The sequence below is a fragment of the Streptomyces sp. NPDC101166 genome (assembly GCF_044768125.1).
In the GTDB taxonomy this organism is placed as follows: domain Bacteria; phylum Actinomycetota; class Actinomycetes; order Streptomycetales; family Streptomycetaceae; genus Streptomyces.
Genome location: NZ_JBIWPF010000001.1, coordinates 857183 through 876187, shown reverse-complemented (window position 1 = coordinate 876187; position 19005 = coordinate 857183). Strand labels below are relative to the sequence as shown.

The window sequence follows — 19005 nt, the reverse complement described above, 5'->3', positions numbered from 1 at the left end:
CGTCACGCCCTCTCTGCCGCCTGGCGGCATGCCCAGTTGAGAAGATGCAGGAACACCAGTACGGCGCGGCCGGCGTCCGAGAGCGTGGTGGCGTCGCGGGCGTCGGCGGGGGCGGCGAACTCCACCAGGTCGAAGCCGACGAGCCGGTTGTCCCGGAGCACCCAGTCGATGAGGCGCAGCAGATCCCGGGTGCCCAGGCCGGCCTCCGCCGGATAGCCGGTGGAAGACATCACCGAACGGTCCAGGACGTCGATGTCCACCGTGAGGTAGACGTCGGTGCCGGCGCCGAGGGCGGCGCGGAAGCCTTCGGGGTCGTCGAGTTCCGGGGCCAGCAGCGGCAGTTGCCGGCCGACGCCGTGCAGGTAGCCGTCCAGGACGTCGGCGCTGTCGGCCTCCACAGTGGCGTACGGCGCCACCCCGATCTGGAGGAGTCGTTCGTGTCCGACCAGGTCGGAGACATGGGACATCACGTTGGTGTTGAAGATCGGTTCTCGGGGCACGTCCCGGGTCGGTGCGCCGTCCCAGATCTGCACGTCCAGGTGGTGGTCGAACTGGACGACCGTGAAGGGGCGCCGGCGCCCCTTCCACAGCGCCTCGACCACCGGCAGGGTGACCGTGTGGTCGCCGCCGATCACCGCGGGGACGGTGCCGGCGGGCAACGCGGCGATCACCTGGGCCAGGGCCTCCTGGGCGTCGGCGAGCGCCATGCCGTCGAAGAGCACATCGCCGATGTCGACCGCTCGTTCCAGGGGGACGCGCCCGTTGCGCAGTTGGACGATGCCGGGCTGTTCCGCACCCCAGGTATGCGCTCTGGAAAGCGTTCGGAGGAAGAAGGGGCCGTTTTCCGCCCCTTGGTGGGCGCTGCCGAGGGAATAGCCGGAACCGACGACCGCCGCGGCAGCGTCCGGCGGCACTGCGTCGGGCGCGACCGTTCTCAGCCCGGCGAACCCGGTTTTCGTCCGCAGTCTTGGCACGTCAGCACATTTCCTTCAGGAATTCGAAACGGTCGGCGGACGGGGGGAGCGGCCGCAGCCGCTCCCTCCTGGGTGCCTTGGTCAGTGCTCGCCGAGGATCGCGTCCAGCTCGGCGTCGACCTCCAGCTCCGCACCGAGGCTGCTGATCACGGCCTCGGTCTCCATGGCCTCCGCCTCGAAGAAGATCTCCGCGTTGGCGGCGCGGAAGAAGGCGGGCTTCTTTTCCAGGGTGTACTTCGACATTGCTCCACTCCCTACTGTCGGTGAAACAGTGGAAAGGCCTTGCCGATCGGCGATCGGCGGCCCGAGGTGTTGCACGTGCCTGCCGCGGATGCGACGGAGGAATCCTTGGCGATCACCCTGCCGACCGTCAAGAAGCACGGACCTGCCATGCTGTTTGCCGCCGCTTCAAGCGTCTGTTTTCCGCCTTGCTGAAAGGATGCGGTTATCCCGAAATCCAAGTCCCCCACCTCGGTGCGGGCGTCCGGCGACTCACGCGGGCGGCGATCGGCGGCCCCGACACAAGTGGCCCGATCCGCTCGCCCGTCATGGAGCGGCGAAACCCCTTTCCCTCGCCTCGGCTCTCCGTCGCCTGCGGTCGGACGAGAGGCCGGGCCGGCCGCCCGTGCCGGCGCGCCGCGGGCGGGGGCGATCCGGCGTGACGCTTGAGGAGACCGAGGTGGAGTGGAAACCGCAGGTCAGAGCGCAGGCGAGGCGGCGTGCGGTCACCCTCCGGGGGCCGGTCGTATCGTGCCGGGCACACTTCGGCTTCGGTCCCTTCGGTCCCTTCGGTCCCTTCGGTCCCTTCGGTACCTGCGACGCGGGCCGGGTGCGGGATATCAGCGTCGCCGCCGTCTCGCCCTCTCACGCGGCCGCGATCCTGGCGGCACAGGAATCCGGAGCGACAGGCAGCGACCCGCACAAACTGGTCGCTGAGGCCATCGCGGACGCCTGTTTCCGTCAAGACGGTGGCGACCGCGCGTGCCTGGAGGTGTAATTCAAGGACGTGGAGTGTCTCACGCGTTTTAACCGCACTGAATTCACGCCTTGCGATAAACCTGTCTACTGAGCCGAAGCGCGTTGTTTTTAGCGTAGGCAGGCTTGTTGCACCGAAACGGGCTGCAGTACACCTGACGACTCGGGAACCAGGGCCGAGTTGCTCAACGGTCCAGTATTCTGGCGCATGGCCCCGTCGAGAGACACCTGCGGCTTTCTATACCGGTGGTTTGGCCAGCACATCGCTGACCAGGCGACACAGCATGTCGGCGGTTACGACAGTGGCATCGAAGGCCTCGGCCCATCCGCCGGCGGGTATCCGCTCGGCGGTCAGGTATGGACTTCAGGACGGTCTGCTCGATGCGACAGGCAGCTGTGCCTGTGTCGAACGGCCAGGTGCGCACCCACAGCCCATCCCGAGCCCTGAGGACGTGCGATGGCGGTCCTTGCGCGTCTCACGTCCCGTGATTCCGATCTCCACCGTCCCGAAGACCACGTGCGCCATGACATACAGCCACGCTGGTGCGGCTGGGGTGCGCTCGTACTTCGCGCAGTGCCTGTCCGGGCGATCACGAGGCGCGTACTCTCGCCTCGTGATCGATCACGGTATTGCGCTGCCGTACCACCGCCTCCATGTCGTGCCGGCAGTGGTGGCACTGGCGAGTCCCGCATGGCAGCGCGAAGTGTGGCTCGATCCGGATCAGTTCGAGGACCTTGACTACATCGTGCACGTGCTCTTCGACGACTTCTGTGATGCGCAGGATCCGCTGCCCTGGCTTGGGCAGTGCCTGCGCACCAAGGAAGAAGTGGAACTGATGGCGCGCCTTGGTGCTGCCTACGGTGCGGTGCAGGACGCGGTCGGCGCTGATGCCAGTGACGAGGTGTACCTCGCTGCGACGGGGTGGCCGGCGGTGATGACGGCGGCAGCTCGGTTGGCGCAGGTGCTTGTGTCAAATGACCAAGCAGCACTTGGCAAGCTGCATGACGCCGGCTTTCGCTGGCCACTCAGCACAGAGTCGGCTACGTCTGAACCCGGAGAGTCCGCGCGCTGATGTCATGACCGTACCCAAGTGCCAATAGCCGCCTGCGGTTACCGTGTCGAGAAAGAAGTAGCGTCGCCGTTCGGTCCGTTCCGTCAGCCCTCGCCGTTCCCTTCGTCCGCCGCCCGCACTCCGCCCATTCCTGGCAGACCCCTGACGTCCTCTTCTCCACTGCATGTGTCCTTGCGAAAACCGTTGGTGCCCGGCTTGCTCCGCTGATGGACTGACGTCCTACCGTGAGTCTGCCGTGTGACGGAGGTAGTGGTTGTGACAGGTTATGACGTGCTTGCCGAGGTGTACGAATGGCTCATCTCGGATGCAAAGTTGCCTCCAGCCGAGTTCGCTGCGTCGTTCGACGACGCCCTCAATCTCCTGCCGTCCAACGCTCACGTCCTCGACTGTTCATGCGGAACCGGACAGTTGGCGGTTGGCCTCGCCGGCCGTGGCATGCAGGTTGTCGCAACTGACGCCAGTGAGGCGATGGTTCGTCGGACTGCGGAGTTGTCCGAGGAGTTCGGGGCATCCGTCCGGGCCGTCCGGGCGAACTGGGAAGAGTTGCCCGACCATTTCCAGGACAACACGTTCGACATGGTGTTCTGCGTTGGCAACTCGCTTCACCATGCCACGGGCGCGACAGGCAGGGGTGCTGCTCTGGAGTCGATGTCACGGCTTCTGCGCCCCGGCGGGCGCTTGGTACTCACATCCCGCACTTGGGAACTCGTGAGGGCCAGAGGTTCCCGGCTGGAGATCAGTGACCGACTCGTCCGCCGGAACGGTCGCGATGCCGTCGTGGTCTACCGCTGGGAGATTGCGCCGCATTGGGAGGAGGAGCACCACATCGAGATTGCGATCGCGCAAGTTGATGCGACCGGGTTGGTTCTTGTCCGCTCGGAATTGCTGTCCTGCTGGCCCTACCGGTACGAGGAACTCGAAGTCGAGCTGCACCGGGTCGGACTCCAGACGGAACTGAGCACATTCGATCTTGAGGCCGAGAACTACATGGTGGTCGCGAGCAAGGTATAAACCCCGGACTCTCAGTCCCTGGCCGGACCGCGCGGTTGCTCGTAGGACGCTTGCGCCCTCTCATCGGTGCGGGTTCAAGTGGTCAACGCAACGCCTCGGACGAGGAGTGCTCGTCGATCAGACGGCGGTAGATCCGCGGTGACGGTGTGGCGCTGTTTCCTGGTCGCATCCAGATCAATGGGCAGGATCTCGTCGATCAGTGGCGTGAACGGATCCGGCTTCGACGGCCGCGTCGAAGCGGTTGTCGTGCGTGGCCGCGGCCAAGCCGAGGTCAGGGCCTTGTTTACCGTTACTGAGCACATCCAGCTTGACACCGCAACCCCGATGGTGACGTCAGAATTCGCGAGCATCTTTCTGGGTCATCACCTGGTGCCGTCAGCTTTCACGAACAACTGACGTCACCACACCGACTACCGACAGAACCACGCCACCCCCGCACTGGACGCCTGCCTGTCGCCTGGTCCGAAGGCTGCTGGCTCCGCCCCTGCCCACCTGGCAGTGGGTCGGCGTCGTTGGGGCAGGCGTGACGGGACTCTGCTTGACTGCGAGCTTCTTATGGGATGCGAGGTCTTCCTTTTAGAGAGCATCTGGTCTAGTAGCCTTGGTCTTGGCCCTACTTCGATTCGGCGAACCAAAGTCCGTTGTCAGGGCTACTGTGGGTGCACTTGTTCGTCTGCATTCCGGGCTTGCTCGGCTAGCGCCGCGGCACGTTGTGTGTCCCCGCTCAGTCGGGCGGTCTGACTGAGCGATGTGAGTGTGCCCGATATGCCGCGCGGGTCCTTCAGTGCCTGATAGATGTCCAAGGCGCGCGTGAGTAGGGCAGTTGACTTCTGCAAGTCTCTCCGCAGTAATGCAGTGTCACCGAGCAGTTCGAGGCAGACGGCTTCCCCGTGCCGATTGTTGGCCGTCTGGCGAAGCTGCAGGGATTGGGTGAGGAGATCCTCGGACCGCTCCAGGTCACGACGCTGCTGGGACACGTGACCCAGCAATTGCAAAGCGTCGGCTTCAAGGGGCTGGTCCCTTATGGACTGAGAAATCATCAGCGCCAGGCTGGACAGCTTTTCGGCTCGCTTCAGCTTCCGTCGACGTCGGGCGTTCTCGCCGAGGCATACGAGGACAGACGCTTCCCCGCGGCGATCAGCCATGGCGCGGTGCATGCGAAGCAACCTCTGCAGGCACCTGTCTGCCCGCCTAAGATCACCCCGCCTTGTAAGCGTGTCGGCGAGCTCGCCCAGAAGCGTCACTACACCCGGTGAATCACCGAGGACTCGGTATACGTCGAGAGCTTCTTCGAAGGCCTGCTGTGCCTCTATGAGGTCACCTCGACGACGGGCGATCTTCGCAAGGGACGCAAGTGCCTCCGCTATGCCCTCTTTCTCTTCTGATGCCCTCCACGCGGCCAATGCCTTCTGGAAGAGATTGCTAGCGCGTGTAAGGTCACCCTGCTGGGCAGCGATGTCGCCGACCAAATGAACAGCAACTACCCCACCTGTCATATTGTTGACACTCAGGAACGTATTCATGGCGTCCTCGAGCAGCCTGTCCGCCCGCTCGTCGTCTCCGCACTCCTGAGCGATGCCGGCAACTATGGCCAAGGCCGTGCCCTCGCTGGGTGCGTTACCGATGTTCCGATATATGTCCAGAGCACGTGTAATCAGAGATTCTGCCTCATGGAGGTCCCCGCGCCGCTGGGCGATTTCCCCCATGAGTTGCAGGGCGTTGGCCACTCCGAGAAGGTTGTCAGCGCCACGGTGAAGATCTAATGATCGTTCAGCATGTTGTGCGGCTGTCTCCACATCATCGTCAGCGAGTGCGGCATCACTGAGCCAGCGCAGGGTGCTGGCTTGGCCAAGCTTGTCGTTGAGTTCCCCAAATTCTCTCAGGGCGTGATCCAGGTAATCTTTTGCGCGCTCGGACTCACCACGCATCGATACAATAGTGCCCAGCACGTACGAGCAGTTGGCGACGGATAGCCGTTCGTCCCGTGACCGGTAGATCTCCATGGCCCGTACCAGCAACCCCTCGGCGTCTTCCAATATGCCGAGACGTCGGGCGACTTCACCGATTTGTAGGAGCGTGTTGGCTTCGCCCTGCTGCAACCTGAGAACCTGATAGAACTTCAGGGCCTTTCGCAGTAAGGAGTCCGCTCGCTGCAGGTCGCCGCGAAGCCCTACCGTCTCACCCAGGGACAGCAGGGCGTTCGCCTCGCCGAGCCGGTTCCCTATGGCTCGGTACTCTTGAAGTGCCTGCTGGAGCACATGCTCGGACTGCTCGAGTTTGCCACGCCTTCGAAACGTCTCTCCCAGGGATTCAGCTACGTCGGCTGCCCGCAGTCTTTTGCCATGCGCCTGGCACACGTCCCACGCTTCTCTGAGTAGATTCTCCGACTCTTCAAGAGTGCCCACCACCAGGGAGACTTGGCTGAGCAGGATGAGGGTATGAACCTGACCGTCCGACTCCTCGAGGTCACGCTGAAGCTGCAGAGCCTGTCCGAGCAGTCCCTTGGCGTCGTCGAACTTGCTGCGCTGAAGAGCAATGGTTCCCAAAAACTGCAAGGCTGCAGCCTGACCTTCGCGAAAAGCAAGGATCTGACACTTTGCCAGAGAGTGGGCGAGTAATTGCTCAGCCCGTTCTTGCTCGCCCCTCAGCCATGCGTCGCGGCCGATTTGTACGAGGCACCCAACTTCGCCCTGCTCGTCGCCAAGGGAACGGTAGATTCCTCGCGCGCGCTGCAGCCAGTACTCAGCTGGAGCGCCTTCTGTTGCAGCAAGTTTGCCACGCATTTCCGCTGCGAGGCCTGCGACCGCGGGCGCACTCTCGACGATATAAGGAAATTGCTCCGGCGCCGTGATGATCTCGCTTAGATTTCCTGTGGTTGCCAAGTCGTACTGTTCCCTCGCAGATTTCAGTCGCCTACGCCATTCCGGAGCAAGGGATGCGTCACCAATTGCGAATCGGTGATATGCCTCGCTGGCGAAGTCACCTGCTCGCCGGCCGGATTCTGCTGCCCGGCGGTGCAGATCCCGCCATCGCTGATGTTCCTTGTGGCGTAGGTAACCCAGAAAGGCGGTCCGGACCAATGGGTGAATGGATTGCTTAGGGTTTCCTTCAATGGGCGAGTGGGTTCGGATGAAGGAGTATCTTTCCAGGTTGCTATACCATCTCAACTTGGACCCTAGGTCCTCGTCCACCAATTCTTGAATTGCTTCAGGAGTGATGGTGCGCAGCACAGAGGCTGCCGCAATGATCTCGGCCTCACGGTCCGTCAGGCGACTCATGAAAACATGAGTGAGCCACTGGTGGGAGGGGCGATTTGCGATAGCAGTGGAGAGTTTGGCGGCGGTTAGGGGATTACCTTCACGGTCCGCCTCACTGAGAATTTCAGCAGCCATGGCTTCCCATAGAGGGACACCTGAACAGGAGTGGTGAATGAGGGAAGCAATCTCTGTGTCCTGGATCCCGCACGAGCGGAGGAAGGCGGCGCTTTGCTCGGCTGGCCATTCGGAGAGTTCCAGGGGTGGGGAGGCTGTCAGGCCCGGCGCAAGTTCGAGCGGTTCTCGCCCGGCAAGAACGACACGCAGATCTGGGGCTGCACTTGTGAGTGCTGGGATGAATTGCGCCGTGAACCAGTTTTCAACGCTGCCTTGCTGGGAACCTTTTTGAAGGAAGTGCAGCTTCTCTGTTGTATCAATGAGTAGGACTCGACGGCGAGTATCGGCCTTGCGCACGAGGCGGATAAGTGCCTTGGACAGAGCTTCCCGGTAAGCAGCGTACCGAGTCTGCTTGTCACCTTCGGGTGCGACTTGATTAATCACAATGTCGGAGATGCTGCTAGAGTGGGTGGCGGTCATTTTCACCGACTGGCGGGACGAATTGTCGAGATATTCCTTGATCGCACGAGACGTGGCGCGCTCAAAGATATAAAGGCGGTAACGGCGCACCCACCACGGCGACCATTGGATGACCTGCCTGGCTATGACCTCGAAACAGGCGCGAAGGAGGTCCTCGGGGTGAGAGCCCAGCGCGTCGAGATCAACCAGTGCCTGCCGACCGCTCCCGCATTCCTCGGCGATATGGCGCAGAAGAGTCGACTTCCCCTGACCAGCGACACCGTGGACGACGAGGACCTGATGTGAAGAGCCGTGGTCTGTCAGTGCGGCGAAGGCGGCCAGAGCCTCTTCCCGGTCAGTGAAGTCCCCAAACATCCGCAACTCCCGGATCATGCCGCAATATTCCCACCCATAATGCTCCCCCGTGGGGGCCTTGTGGCCTTAATCTGGAAACCTCGGGGGACTGGGAGGTCGTCATGGCATCGTTGGGTATTCGACTCCGTGCGGCGGCGTCGGTCGCACTTGGAGCAGCGGCCGGGGTGCTCACCAACATCACTACCAGCAGCTTCAGTTGGGTCCTGACTGCAGCTCTGTGCACTGTCGTCGCAGTCTGGATGGTTCTCGTCTGGATCGACAACGCAGGGAGCAGGTCGTCGAACTCCGCTGGCAGGACGTCGATCAATGTCCTTGCGCGTGACCGCAGCACTGTGTCCCACAACACTCTCGAAGCGAACCAGGACGCCACCGTGGAGGTTGAGGCCATTAAGGAGGCTCACGTAAAACGTACCGAAGTCTCAGCCGACAGTGCTAACGTCCGAATTGCCGCTGGCGGCAACGCCATCGTCGAGAACAACCGTGTGATTGCGAGGCGGGGGGAGCCCCCGATCAACTGACCAGGGAACATCTGAACCACGGGCTGCCCGCTGCCCCATGAACGGCGCAAAGCGCCTACCAGCCAAGCCCTGCCAGCACGTCTCAACAAGATCGTGTGCAAGCCATCAAAGGCTGTCCCATAATGATCTTCACCCAGCTTCCAGACCTTCAGCGGGCGAAGAGGTGCTCGACCCGGGCCGGGGCCCTTCTGCGGGCTTGGTGTGCTCCTCCTTCCAGGGGCACAGCTCGCCGCCGGCCGGACGACGGTGAGGGCTGATCAGCCCAGTGCCCTGGTGGCCGCCTTCCCTGATGGTGGTGCCCACCTACGAGAGTCCACATCGCGGGCATCTTCCTCTGGTCCGCCCGGTGATCCGGTGGGGACTAGGATCTGGCGATCTCTTGCCGGAGCTGGTGGGTGAAGCGACGCAGGAGATCCAACGTCTCTCGGAACTCGGCCCGGCGGTCGTCCCTGCCGTCGGTGGGCCGGGTGTTCCAGACCCGACGCGCGAGGGCATCGGCGAGATCGACGGTGTCGTTGGAGCAGAGCAGGTAGAGGGCTGAGCGTGCTTCCTGCAGCCGGTTCGCCAACTCGTTGGCTCCCGGACCGCCGTCACTCAGCTGTGTTTCCTTCAGGTAGTCCAGAAGCTGAACTACGGCCGTGTTGAAGCCGGTCCCGGCTTTGAGCTTCTGTTCGCGGAGCCACATGCGGTCCTGTCGGCGCGCGGTGAACCACGACCCGAACACGACCCCTATGAGGCCGATAGCGGCCCCGATGGCCACGGACAGTACGTTCTCCACGGTCGGCTCCCCCCGACGTACAGCGACGCCAGGCTACAGAGGCCGTCGGAGACGCCGCACCCGATGAGCGCGCTCACATGCCAAGGGTTCGGTGATCCGAACGAAACGGCCTAGTAGTGCTTCGTTACGTCGGGTGAATCTCGCCTGGTGTTGGGCATCTTCTTGGCATGAGGCTGGGGGAAGTGGAACGGCTCCGGGGTGAGTTATCGGAGTTCGTTGCCGATGTGTTCGCCTCGGTGCCGCGGCGGGATCAGCGGCGGTGGGGCGAGTGTTATCTGCGGGGCCTGATGCTCGACGGCCGTCGGAAGTCGGACCAGCCGATGGCCGAGCGGCTGTTGGACGGGAACATGCAGGCGCTGCAGCAGTTCGTGAACCAGTCGCCGTGGGATCCGCTGCCGGTCAGGCAGCGGATCACTGAGCGGCTGTCCGAGGTGATCACTCCTGAGGTGTGGGTGATCGACGACGTGTCGTTCCCCAAGTGCGGCACAGCGTCGGCCGGGGTGGCCCGCCAGTACTGCGGGGCGGTCGGGAAACGGGCGAACTGCCAGGTCGCGGTCAGTGTCCATGCCGCCACCGACACCGCCTCGCCCATTGGAGTGGCAGTTGTATCTGCCGCGTGAGTGGACGGACGAGCCGGACCGGTGCCGCAGGGCAGGAGTCCCCGACGACGTGGTGCACCAGGAGAAGTGGCGTCTCGCGCTCGGCCTGCTGGACACACTCGCCGAGTGGCAGTTGAAGGCGCCGGTCGTGGTCGCCGACGCCGGCTACGGCGTGAGCACCCCGTTCCGCCTCGGTCTCCAGGAACGAGGGCTGTCCTATGTCCTGGCCCTGACCGGGAAGGAAGTCGCCCACCCGGAGGATGCCGAGCCGCACCAACGGACTCGGGCTGGACCACTTCGAGGGCCGCACCTGGCGCGGCTGACACCACCACGTCACCCTCGTCACCACCGCCCAGGCCTTCCTCACCCTCAGGCGGCTCGACCCAAAAGTTTGCACACCGGCCTGACCCTCTACCAGGTCCTCGACGTTCTTCAGGACCTGCTGAGGTGCTGGACCGGTACCTGCACCACCTGCGGACGCCCCCTGCCCCGCCCCCGGAGCAGCCGCAGACAGCCCACAACCTAACGAAGCACTACTAGGCGACGTTGGCGGAGGGCAGCCTCAGGCCCAGAGTCACCGAGCGCGGCAGTCGCACTCCGGTCAACCACCGCTGCACCGCCGGTCCCAGTTCGCTGTGCGGTGCACTGCCCCCGCTGACTGCGCGTGCCGCGGAGAGCCGGTGTGCGCGCATGGCGGGGATCGGCGCGGCCAGCAGTACCGTCAGGGGCATGCCGAGTGCGACGGTCGCGTACGCCCGGGCGTCGATGGTCGATTGCTCGGCCGCGGTACCGAGCTTCGCGCCCTGGAAGATCTGGTGCAGCAACGATGGCGCGACCACACCGCCCAGGGCGGTGCCGACCGGCGCGCCCGCCGTGGCGGGGACGCAGGCCATCACCCGGTAGTCCGCGACGACCTGTCCGGGGTGTGAAACCCAGGGACTTGAGGACAGCGATGTGCCGGAAGCCGGAGACGGCGGCGCTGGCCACGTTGCCCACGATCATGAGGAACGGCACGAAGGTGTTCGGATTGGCCGCGACCTGCGCCTTCAAGGTCAGGTACGACTGGCCCCTTGCGTGATCAGCGACGAGCCCTCATTATCAGGAATCCTGATACTTTAATGTTGTAGTGATGGAGGCTGGTCATGTCGTTCAGGACAAGAGTCCAGGCCAGAGGGGTCCAGCTGCTGCTCGGCCGAATGATGAGCCGCGTACACAAGGATCTGCGCTTCACCGACATCCCTAAGCACACGGAGTCCATCCTGGTGGAGACCGGCGCAGGACCGGTGACCTGCACCGTCTACCGCCCGTCGGCCGCCGCGGCGGCCCCTGCCCCCGTCTACGTCAACTTCCACGGCGGCGGGTTCGTGGTCGCCCGCCCCCAGCAGGACGACCACATCTGCCGCTACATAGCCGCCATGGCCGGCTGCGTAGTTATCAACGTGGACTACGCCGTCGCCCCGCAGCAGCCGTACCCCGTACCCGTCACACAGGCCTACGAGGTCACCGCCTGGGTGGCCGAGAACGGCACCGCCAACAACTGGGACGGCTCGCGACTCGCCGTGGGCGGACACAGCGCCGGAGCCAACCTGACCGCCGCGGTCTGCCGCACCGCTCGGGACCGCGGCACCTTCACGCCCCGCTTCCAGATCATCGACTCGGCACCCCTCGACCAGCTCGCCGACCCGGCCACCAAGCAGTCACCCATCGCCAAGCCCCTGCTCACGCCTCAGCTCATGCGGATCTTCACCGCCGCCTACGTCCCTGATCCCGCCGACCTCCCTCATCCACTGGTGTCGCCCGGACTGACCGACGACCTCGCCGGACTGCCGTCCGCCCTGGTCATCACCGCGGAGAACGACCGCCTGCGCGACGAGGGTGACGCTTACGCCAAAGCCTTGGAGGCCGCCGGCGTTCCGGTCATCCACCGTTGCTTCGAGGGTGTCGACCACTACTTCACCCACACCGGACCGGTGCCGGCCGGGAAGGAAGCCATCGATTTGATGGCCACCAGCCTGCGCACGGCACTCACCGCCTGACCGCTGACAGAGGCCAGCAGCCCTTGTGAGAACACGCTGCCGGCCCTGGCCGACAGTGCCGGCCGCCGCATAATCGTTGGTCTTCACGCCCCGGTGATCAGCGGTGGCCGCAGCCTTCCCGTGGCCGACCCGCGAGCAAGATCAAGGTTCATGGCTGAAGGTCGCGCTGGTACCAAGTGCCTGTCTTGCCGCCGAGGTCGGCCGGGGTGGCAGGGCCCACCGGGACGAACCCGGCCTTGGTCAAGACCTTCTGGGACGCGGCGTTGTCGTGGGAGGTTGCCGCCCGGAGTGTGCGCAGGCCGTGCATCGCTGTCGCCGTCCGGCACAGCTCCCGGACGGTCGCGGTCGCCACGCCGCGGCCGGCGGCCCGCTCCGCGACCCGGTAGCCGAGTCTGGCAGTGCCGTCCTCCAAGTCGTACAGGTTGAACCTGCCGAGTACCGAGCCGTCCTCGGAGACGAGTACGTAGAAGGCGCAGATGCCGGCCTCCTGCTCGGCCAGCAAGGCGTTGTGCCGGTCGATGAACTGGTCGAAGAAGTCGTCGTCGCGGTCGGGGATCGAGGCGGCGAAGTAGGTGCGGTTCGCCAGCTCGAACGCCAGGACCGCCGGGGCGTGGCCGGCCTGCAGCCGCTTCAGCTCGGGCATCGCCCGACTCTACCCAGATCGTGTGCTGAGGCCACCTGAGTTTCCGCCAGTGCAGACAGCCCCGAGACCAGGAAACATGACGATCTGTGGCTGGAGTACTGGCCACCATCGCTTTCAACCGTCAGGTTGTACGAGCCAGGGGTCGCGGGCAGCGGAACGCACCGAGCGCCTGGCTGTGGCCGTCGGCCTCTCCGGTGACTGGTCCGGGCAACTCCCTGCGCCGTGGCTTCGCCGCCGCCGCCCGGGCCGCCGGACATGACCCGCCGGAGATCGCCCGCGCCGGCGGGTGCGCCGACGGCTCCCGCGTCCTGGCCCGATACATGGACGACGTGGACCGCGTGAGGAACTCGCCGCCGGTCGGGATCGGCCTGTGACCGCCATGCAGGTGCCCCCGCCTGCTGGTCCTGGTCGCCGGAGCTGCCTACCGGTGAGGCTCGTTGTGTGTCGCTGGCACCTCTGGGCGATGACCGGTCGCCAGTTCCCCGGGAGTCCACCCTTCAGGGGGTTTGATCTACAACCGGACGAGAGTACTGCTGTGCCCCCGGATTCTGGTTGCGGCGCGTCCAGCCCGCACGGCGGACGGCCCTACCAGGAAGGAGACAGGCATGCCCTTCGCCCGAAAGGCGGCTGCCGTCTGCGCGGCAGCGCTGACCCTGACCCTCACCGGTCTGACGGTGAACCCGGCCGCCGCGGCACCCGAAGCAGCTCCAAGACCCCTGATGATCCGCTCCGTCAAGGTTCCGACCCTCGTCGTCGACATGTCGGGCGGCTCGTCCGCGCAGGACACTCCGGCCGTCCTCAATCTCCAGACCGGCGGGGCCAGCCAGCTGTGGGAGGTCGTCCCCGTCCAGGGCGACTGGTTCCAGCTCCGCAACGAGGCATCTGGAACCTGCCTGGTCAACGGCTACCACAGCGTGGACAACGGCCACGGGCTGTCAGGCTTCCCCTGCATCGCGGAGTACGAGGACCAGCTCTGGACGCGTGTCGCGGTCGCCGGCACCAACCAGTTCAGTCTGGTCAACAAGTACAGCGGCAAGTGCATGGACCAGGGCGCCCTGCCCCTTCCGCGCACGCAGGTCACTCAGTCCACCTGCACCGGGCAAGCGCAGCAGCGGTGGACGGCCATTACGGTGGTCTGACCCGCAACGTCACTGCGGGGCCGGACCTGACCCGCTCCCAGCTTGGGCCCGCGGCTTCGGCTGCGGGCCCAAGGCATGTTGCTGGGGGTAGCTCTCGCGAACCTGTCGACCACGTTCGCTTCGGTGAGACCCGCCGAACGAATCGCCGGTGATCTCGCTCTGGCCGTACACCAGCGGCTCATCCGGCCCGGGGGAGCGCCTGCCGCCGCAGTCCGAGCTGATGACGTCGTACGGCGCGGCCATGGGTACCGCGCCCGCCGCGCTGGGCAAGCTCGTGGCCGCCGGTCTCATACGGACCGTGGCCGGGGCCGGCACCCTCGCCGCCCGCCGAACCTCTTCGAGCCGAACCCCGTGCCGGCCCGCTGACGCGTCTGGTTGACGTCTCCGCCCCGGGGGGCCTTGACCGGCACGTCCTCCGATGGATGAGCGAGGCCCTGCTGTCCGCCGCACGCCGCCTGGTGGCGGACGGCCCGTGTGAGGCGGCACGCACGTCATCACGACTGTCCGGGCGATCCTCCGCGACGGCGGCCACCGTCCCGAGGGCGAGCCCGGCATCGCCGTCCACGGCGATGAGCCCGCCGGGCCAGGGAACTGCCGGCAGTCCGTGATCCCGCGGACGCCCTTGTGCATCGCGCCCTCGATTGCTTTCCTAGGACCCCTAGGTTAAAACTAGGGGTCCTAGGATTCCAGGAGGGTTCATGGTGCGGGCCGGGCTGACAGCGGAGCGGGTGACGATCGCGGGCGCAGAGCTGGCGGACGATGTCGGGCTCGACCAGGTGACCATGTCGCAGGTGGCCCGGCGGTTGGGCGTGAAGGATGCGAGCCTCTACACGCACGTCCGCAGCCTGGAGGATCTGCGCGGGCGGATCGCCCTGCTGGCTGCGGACGAGAAGACCATCCGCATCGCGGAGGCGACCGCCGGGCGAGCCGGCAAGGACGCGCTCGTCGCCTTCGGGAATGCCTGGCGGGAGTACGCCCACCAGTGTCCGGGCCGCTACATGGCAACGCAGACCCCGATCCGGATCACCCCCGAGCTGACCGCGAAAGCGCCCGGGCCACGGCGTGCGGTCGAGCTTTCCTACGGCGTGCTGCGCGGGTACGGACTGGCCGAGCCGGATCTGACCGACGCGGTCCGGTTGCTGCGCAGCACGTTCCACGGGTTCGTCGCCCTGGAAGCGGCGGGCGGCTTCGCGCACGAGCGTTCGCCGCAGCAGTCCTGGATCCGCGCGCTCGACGCCCTGCACACCCTCCTGGAGCACTGGCCCCCGTCCCGAGAAGGAGACTCCTCATGACCGCCCCGACCATCGGCAGCCTGCGTGTGAACGGCGCGACCTTGTACTACGAAGTGCGAGGCCGCGGCCCGCTCGTGCTGCTGATCCCCGGAGGGACGGGCGGCGCGGCATCCTTCGACGGCATCGCCGACGAGCTGGCCGCCGAGTGCACAGTCGCGACCTACGACCCGCGCGGCATGTCCCGCAGCACGCTGGACGACCCCGACGCCGAGCAGCAAGTGGCCGAGCACGCCGATGACGCGTTCCGGATGCTGGAGCTGCTGTCGCCCGGTCGGCCCGCCCGAGTGTTCGGCTCCGGTTCGGGCGCGATCGCCGCCCTGCACCTGCTCACCGCCCACCCCGAACGCATCGCACGCGTTGTGGCGCACGAGCCGCCAGTGGTGGAGGTCCTGCCGGACGCGGCTGAACACCGCGCACTCATCGCACACGTGCAGGACACGCTCCACACCCAAGGGCTCATGCCGGCGATGGCCGTGTTCGCTGAGGGACTGAACAAGGACGGCGACACCACCGAGCCGAAGTCCGCGCTCAAGCTTCCACCCCCGGCAGCGGCGAGGGCCGAGCGGACGATGGCCAACCTTCCGTACTTCGTCGGGCGGATCGTGCCCAGCTTCATGTCCTACACGCCGGACGTCCGCCGGCTGGAGGAGCTGTCGGACCGGCTCGTGATCACCGGTGGCCAGGACTCACGGGGTGAGCTGCCCTATTGCTCGGCGGCATTCCTGGCCGAGCGTCTCCGCACGGAGCTCCTGCACTTCCCCGGCGGGCACATCGGACTGACCACGCACTCCACAGAGTTCGGCGAGCTCCTGCGGAAGACCCTCCGGGACTCGATCTGAATCGCACATGGCCTGTTCAACTCCGCCGCCGGAGGCGGTTGAAGGAACAGGTGCGTGCCGACCGCGGTGCTGACACCTGGGTGCCGGCCTTCGAGCGGGACCGGGCGAAGGCCCTGGAGGACTCCCGCCACAGCTACAGCCTCACGCCCCTGCACGACGTCGTCCGGACCTGGCGGCTGCGCCTCGCCGCGACCCCGGCCGTCGACGTGTGGCTCGTACCACGATCTTGTCCCAGAGAGGGAGCGCCGGTGCTCACTTCTCGGAGTCGGACCAAGTCGCCACAAGCGCTCGCCGATCTGGAAAGCGGGGACCGGAGACTGTGTCCTGGGTAGGTTCACCGTTGAGCCAGCACACTTGCTCGGGAGCGCCGTCGCCAGTGTCGAACAGGCAGCACACTCCTCCGCTGTCGGCGGTGAGATCGGTGAACACTTTCCTGATGTTGGCCGACCGCGCAAACAAGCGGCTCATCCCCGAGGTCGCCGCCCAGCACTCCACCGACGTGTAGCCAGGGTGCAAAAGGGACTCGAACCGGATCGTCGCGTAGATGTACCCGATCTGGATGCGCCCGTCCGACTCGGGTTCAGGGCCGCTCGTCTGCGCGTACTCGCTCAGTGCGTCATCGAGGTCGAACATGAGGGACATGTCGAGCTCGAGCGTGCTGCTCGTCGAACAGTCGACCGGCTCGCTCTTGAAAGAGGACGTGAACGGGAGGACGAGCCGGTCACCGCCGGGCAGGGTGATCTCAAGCGGCTGCAGGGCACGGGCCGGTGGCGCCAGCTCGGCCAGATCGGCCAACGCCCTGGCGACATTCCGAGGACGCAGATAGATGTCGTAGCCGTAGATCAGCCCCACATTTCCCCCTGTCCCGGATCCAACCGCACCCTCTCACGCCCCGCCCTTTGGGCGCTTGTCGGTTTACAGCCCGCAACACGTTCATGAGTGGTTCCTGTTGGTGCGCCGCCAACGGCCCGGTAGTCGTACGACTCGTCGCCCAGCGGGGCGTCGGTCAAATCCCAAGGTTCATCAGGAACCAGACGCTCGACAGATCAGCACTCACGCCCGGCATCATGCCGAACATCAAGTCACGCGGCGCAGCCTTCTATGCCTCGACTGATGCGGCTGATCTGGCAGCCTGCTCGATCCTCGCGCGGTAGGCGACGCGGGCTTCCTCATCGATCTGCACCTCATACTCGGGGCGCATCCCGGTTCGGCCGTCGACGCCTTCGCGCAGGATGTCGGCGTGCCCGGCATGCCGGTTGGTCTCGCCGAGGACGTGGACGATGACGGCGAAAAGGTTCGTGTTGGGGCGGGGCTCCGGCCACCATGGCACATGGCCAGGGGCGTCGAGGGGAAGCTCGTTGATCGTCGCGTCCGAGTGCTGCCACGTGCGCCGGTAGGACTCGATGATCTGATCGCGGGTCTCGTCCTCGGTCGCCCACAGATCGCTGCCATCGTGGTCCTGCCACCGGGGCAACGGTTCCGGGGAAGGGCGGTCGAAGACCTCGCCGAAGTACCTGGCCTCGACGCTGGCCACGTGTTTGACCAGGCCGAGGAGGTTGGTCCCGGTCGCCGTCAAAGGTCGGCGGGCGTCGTATTCGGACAGGCCCTCGAGCTTCCAGAGCAGCGCCTTGCGGTCTCGCCGCAGTCTCCCGTGCAGGTTGTCCTTCGCGAATTCATCGATCATGCGGCGTCAGCCTGCCATGGGCTGCTCGTGGCCTCAAGATCCTCTACGTGGTCCGCGACGATTGGCAGGCCGAGGTCCGGCCATGGTCACCGAGCCCTGAGCGGTTATAAGAAGCTCGCGAAACTTGCCACGCGAGACAACTTTCTGTTGTCACCTGCAAGGTTGGGCGCCGGGGTCGGGGGTGTCGGCCGACTCGACGGCGGTGGGTCGGCGTCCGCCGCAGCAGGCCACCACTGCTGTCGCCGTCGAGTTCAGGAAGATCATGAACCAGGATGACCTGTCCACCGCGTCGATGAATCCGGTACCAAGCGGCTCTTCCCCGGCTTGCAACAGGACGTCGACGCTGCCGGCCAGGCCATCGATCGTGTGGCCACGCTTCAAGGAGTGCCGCATTCGCCGGCGCAAGACGCCCGCGTGGCGATCGGCGGGGACCAGGCCGTCCCAGACGACGACGTCAGCCCCGGCGATCAAGGCGTCATGTGCAGGCCCGCATGCCGGGGTCTGTTCGCGGAGCATGGCAATGAGGTCGTCGCGAGTCATGCTGCGACCCGGTGACAGGAAGACCGGTGATCGAACGCGTGTGACAACTGCAGCGCCCCCTGGTGAAAGTCCGGCTGCTTCGACCCGGTTCCATCGCAGGCTGTCCGGTGCCGTCGGTGACGACTGACGAGCCTCGGCACACTGTGACTGAGCGCGTAAGTTGGCGAGTGAGCGGTCGAGTTGGCGAACGGAGCATTGCTTCCGGACTCGGAAGTACGGTAGACCGCACGGGTTGATGCCCGACATCGGCGGGTAGCGCTTTCCACAGCGGTCGGTCACGCCAGGCGGGGGTGGGGGAGTGCATGCGTCGGACGTCATATCGCTGAGCGTGGGCATGGCCGGCAACCTCATCGCCGTGGCCATCGCCTACCTCAGCCTGCGCAAGTCCGACCAGGCGATGGCACAGGCCCAGCGTGCTTCGCGGGAGAGCCTCGCGCGCGCCGATGCCGCTCTGGTCCAGGCACACCAACTCGCTGAACGGGCGCTGAAGGCGCACTGGAACATCGATGGCGGGGCCACGTCGGTCGCCTGGCGCGAGCAGGTCTTCGCACTCCACGACCGTGGTCTGACGCCTGAGCAGATTCGCCGGATCATGCTGCTGGAGCAGGGCGGCGCCGGCTGGGAGGAGGGCAACGGCCGGATCCAGGACATTCTCCGGGACCTGTGATCATGGCACCGCCTCGCGCTTGGTGTCACGGG

General features: G+C 65.6%; 21 protein-coding genes and 1 pseudogene. 13 read left to right on the top strand and 9 right to left on the bottom strand.

Annotation, left to right across the window (positions count from 1 at the left end):
• Positions 1–2: 2 nt before the first annotated feature.
• Both ACIRS4_RS03720 and ACIRS4_RS03715 read right to left on the bottom strand, forming a co-directional pair.
• Positions 3–974, bottom strand: coding sequence for an arginase family protein (locus ACIRS4_RS03720; protein ID WP_404189395.1), 972 nt, complete (start codon positions 972–974; stop codon positions 3–5).
• 81 nt (positions 975–1055) lie between these two features.
• On the bottom strand, positions 1056–1217 hold the full coding sequence (locus tag ACIRS4_RS03715; RefSeq protein WP_404189392.1) for a hypothetical protein: 162 nt from the start codon (positions 1215–1217) through the stop codon (positions 1056–1058).
• Positions 1218–2563: 1346 nt separating this feature from the next.
• Between ACIRS4_RS03715 and ACIRS4_RS03710 the strand changes: the two genes are divergently transcribed.
• The 3 genes from ACIRS4_RS03710 (at position 2564) to ACIRS4_RS03700 (ending at position 4429) form a co-directional block, all read left to right on the top strand.
• Complete coding sequence (locus ACIRS4_RS03710) at positions 2564–3022, top strand: hypothetical protein (protein ID WP_404189390.1); 459 nt, start codon at positions 2564–2566, stop codon at positions 3020–3022.
• A gap of 255 nt (positions 3023–3277) precedes the next feature.
• On the top strand, positions 3278–4033 hold the full coding sequence (locus tag ACIRS4_RS03705; RefSeq protein ID WP_404189808.1) for a class I SAM-dependent methyltransferase: 756 nt from the start codon (positions 3278–3280) through the stop codon (positions 4031–4033).
• Positions 4034–4210: 177 nt separating this feature from the next.
• Positions 4211–4429: a hypothetical protein gene (locus tag ACIRS4_RS03700; protein ID WP_404189387.1), complete on the top strand. Its 219-nt coding sequence runs from the start codon at positions 4211–4213 to the stop codon at positions 4427–4429.
• 254 nt (positions 4430–4683) lie between these two features.
• Here the strand turns inward: ACIRS4_RS03700 and ACIRS4_RS03695 are convergent, their stop codons facing one another.
• The gene (locus ACIRS4_RS03695; RefSeq protein ID WP_404189385.1) at positions 4684–8256 is read right to left on the bottom strand and encodes a tetratricopeptide repeat protein; all 3573 of its coding nucleotides are present in this window, start codon (positions 8254–8256) and stop codon (positions 4684–4686) included.
• An 83-nt stretch (positions 8257–8339) separates the two neighbouring features.
• On the opposite strand from ACIRS4_RS03695, the gene ACIRS4_RS03690 reads away from it, so the two are divergent.
• Positions 8340–8756 (top strand): hypothetical protein, encoded by a 417-nt coding sequence (locus tag ACIRS4_RS03690; protein WP_404189383.1) that lies wholly within the window; start codon positions 8340–8342, stop codon positions 8754–8756.
• Positions 8757–9117: 361 nt separating this feature from the next.
• Here ACIRS4_RS03690 and ACIRS4_RS03685 read toward each other — a convergent pair whose 3' ends face one another.
• Positions 9118–9534, bottom strand: a complete 417-nt coding sequence (locus tag ACIRS4_RS03685; protein WP_404189380.1) for a hypothetical protein — start codon at positions 9532–9534, stop codon at positions 9118–9120.
• A gap of 167 nt (positions 9535–9701) precedes the next feature.
• Here ACIRS4_RS03685 and ACIRS4_RS03680 point away from each other — a divergent pair.
• Positions 9702–10440: pseudogene (locus ACIRS4_RS03680) on the top strand (IS701 family transposase); the annotation flags it as partial.
• 229 nt (positions 10441–10669) lie between these two features.
• Here ACIRS4_RS03680 and ACIRS4_RS03675 read toward each other — a convergent pair.
• Positions 10670–11026, bottom strand: coding sequence for a hypothetical protein (locus ACIRS4_RS03675; protein ID WP_404189378.1), 357 nt, complete (start codon positions 11024–11026; stop codon positions 10670–10672).
• Positions 11027–11275: 249 nt separating this feature from the next.
• Here ACIRS4_RS03675 and ACIRS4_RS03670 point away from each other — a divergent pair, with 249 nt between their 5' ends.
• Positions 11276–12169: an alpha/beta hydrolase gene (locus ACIRS4_RS03670; RefSeq protein WP_404189376.1), complete on the top strand. Its 894-nt coding sequence runs from the start codon at positions 11276–11278 to the stop codon at positions 12167–12169.
• A gap of 148 nt (positions 12170–12317) precedes the next feature.
• Here the strand turns inward: ACIRS4_RS03670 and ACIRS4_RS03665 are convergent, their stop codons facing one another.
• Complete coding sequence (locus tag ACIRS4_RS03665; RefSeq protein ID WP_404189373.1) at positions 12318–12812, bottom strand: GNAT family N-acetyltransferase; 495 nt, start codon at positions 12810–12812, stop codon at positions 12318–12320.
• A gap of 194 nt (positions 12813–13006) precedes the next feature.
• Between ACIRS4_RS03665 and ACIRS4_RS03660 the strand changes: the two genes are divergently transcribed.
• From ACIRS4_RS03660 to ACIRS4_RS03635, 6 genes are all read left to right on the top strand, one after another.
• Positions 13007–13186 carry a hypothetical protein gene (locus ACIRS4_RS03660; RefSeq protein WP_404189371.1) on the top strand — a complete coding sequence of 60 codons (180 nt, stop codon included), beginning with the start codon at positions 13007–13009 and terminating at the stop codon, positions 13184–13186.
• A gap of 231 nt (positions 13187–13417) precedes the next feature.
• Entirely contained in the window at positions 13418–13951 is a 534-nt protein-coding gene (locus ACIRS4_RS03655; RefSeq protein ID WP_404189369.1) for an RICIN domain-containing protein, read from the top strand.
• A 148-nt stretch (positions 13952–14099) separates the two neighbouring features.
• Complete coding sequence (locus ACIRS4_RS03650; protein ID WP_404189366.1) at positions 14100–14330, top strand: GntR family transcriptional regulator; 231 nt, start codon at positions 14100–14102, stop codon at positions 14328–14330.
• 319 nt (positions 14331–14649) lie between these two features.
• Entirely contained in the window at positions 14650–15243 is a 594-nt protein-coding gene (locus tag ACIRS4_RS03645; RefSeq protein WP_404189363.1) for a TetR/AcrR family transcriptional regulator, read from the top strand.
• Positions 15240–16082, top strand: coding sequence for an alpha/beta hydrolase (locus ACIRS4_RS03640; protein WP_404189361.1), 843 nt, complete (start codon positions 15240–15242; stop codon positions 16080–16082). Before ACIRS4_RS03645 ends, ACIRS4_RS03640 begins: the two co-directional genes overlap by 4 nt.
• A 50-nt stretch (positions 16083–16132) precedes the next feature.
• A complete protein-coding gene (locus ACIRS4_RS03635; protein ID WP_404189806.1) occupies positions 16133–16414 on the top strand; it encodes a DUF6247 family protein in 282 nt (93 codons plus the stop codon).
• Here the strand turns inward: ACIRS4_RS03635 and ACIRS4_RS03630 are convergent.
• The 3 genes from ACIRS4_RS03630 to ACIRS4_RS03620 form a co-directional block, all read right to left on the bottom strand.
• Positions 16335–16934 carry a hypothetical protein gene (locus ACIRS4_RS03630; protein WP_404189358.1) on the bottom strand — a complete coding sequence of 200 codons (600 nt, stop codon included), beginning with the start codon at positions 16932–16934 and terminating at the stop codon, positions 16335–16337. The genes ACIRS4_RS03635 and ACIRS4_RS03630 overlap by 80 nt on opposite strands.
• Before the next feature lie 247 nt (positions 16935–17181).
• Entirely contained in the window at positions 17182–17766 is a 585-nt protein-coding gene (locus ACIRS4_RS03625) for a DinB family protein (protein ID WP_404189355.1), read from the bottom strand.
• Between the two features lie 150 nt (positions 17767–17916).
• Positions 17917–18306, bottom strand: a complete 390-nt coding sequence (locus ACIRS4_RS03620; protein WP_404189353.1) for a hypothetical protein — start codon at positions 18304–18306, stop codon at positions 17917–17919.
• Positions 18307–18640: 334 nt separating this feature from the next.
• Between ACIRS4_RS03620 and ACIRS4_RS03615 the strand changes: the two genes are divergently transcribed.
• On the top strand, positions 18641–18973 hold the full coding sequence (locus tag ACIRS4_RS03615; RefSeq protein ID WP_404189350.1) for a hypothetical protein: 333 nt from the start codon (positions 18641–18643) through the stop codon (positions 18971–18973).
• The last annotated feature ends 32 nt before the right edge of the window (positions 18974–19005 follow it).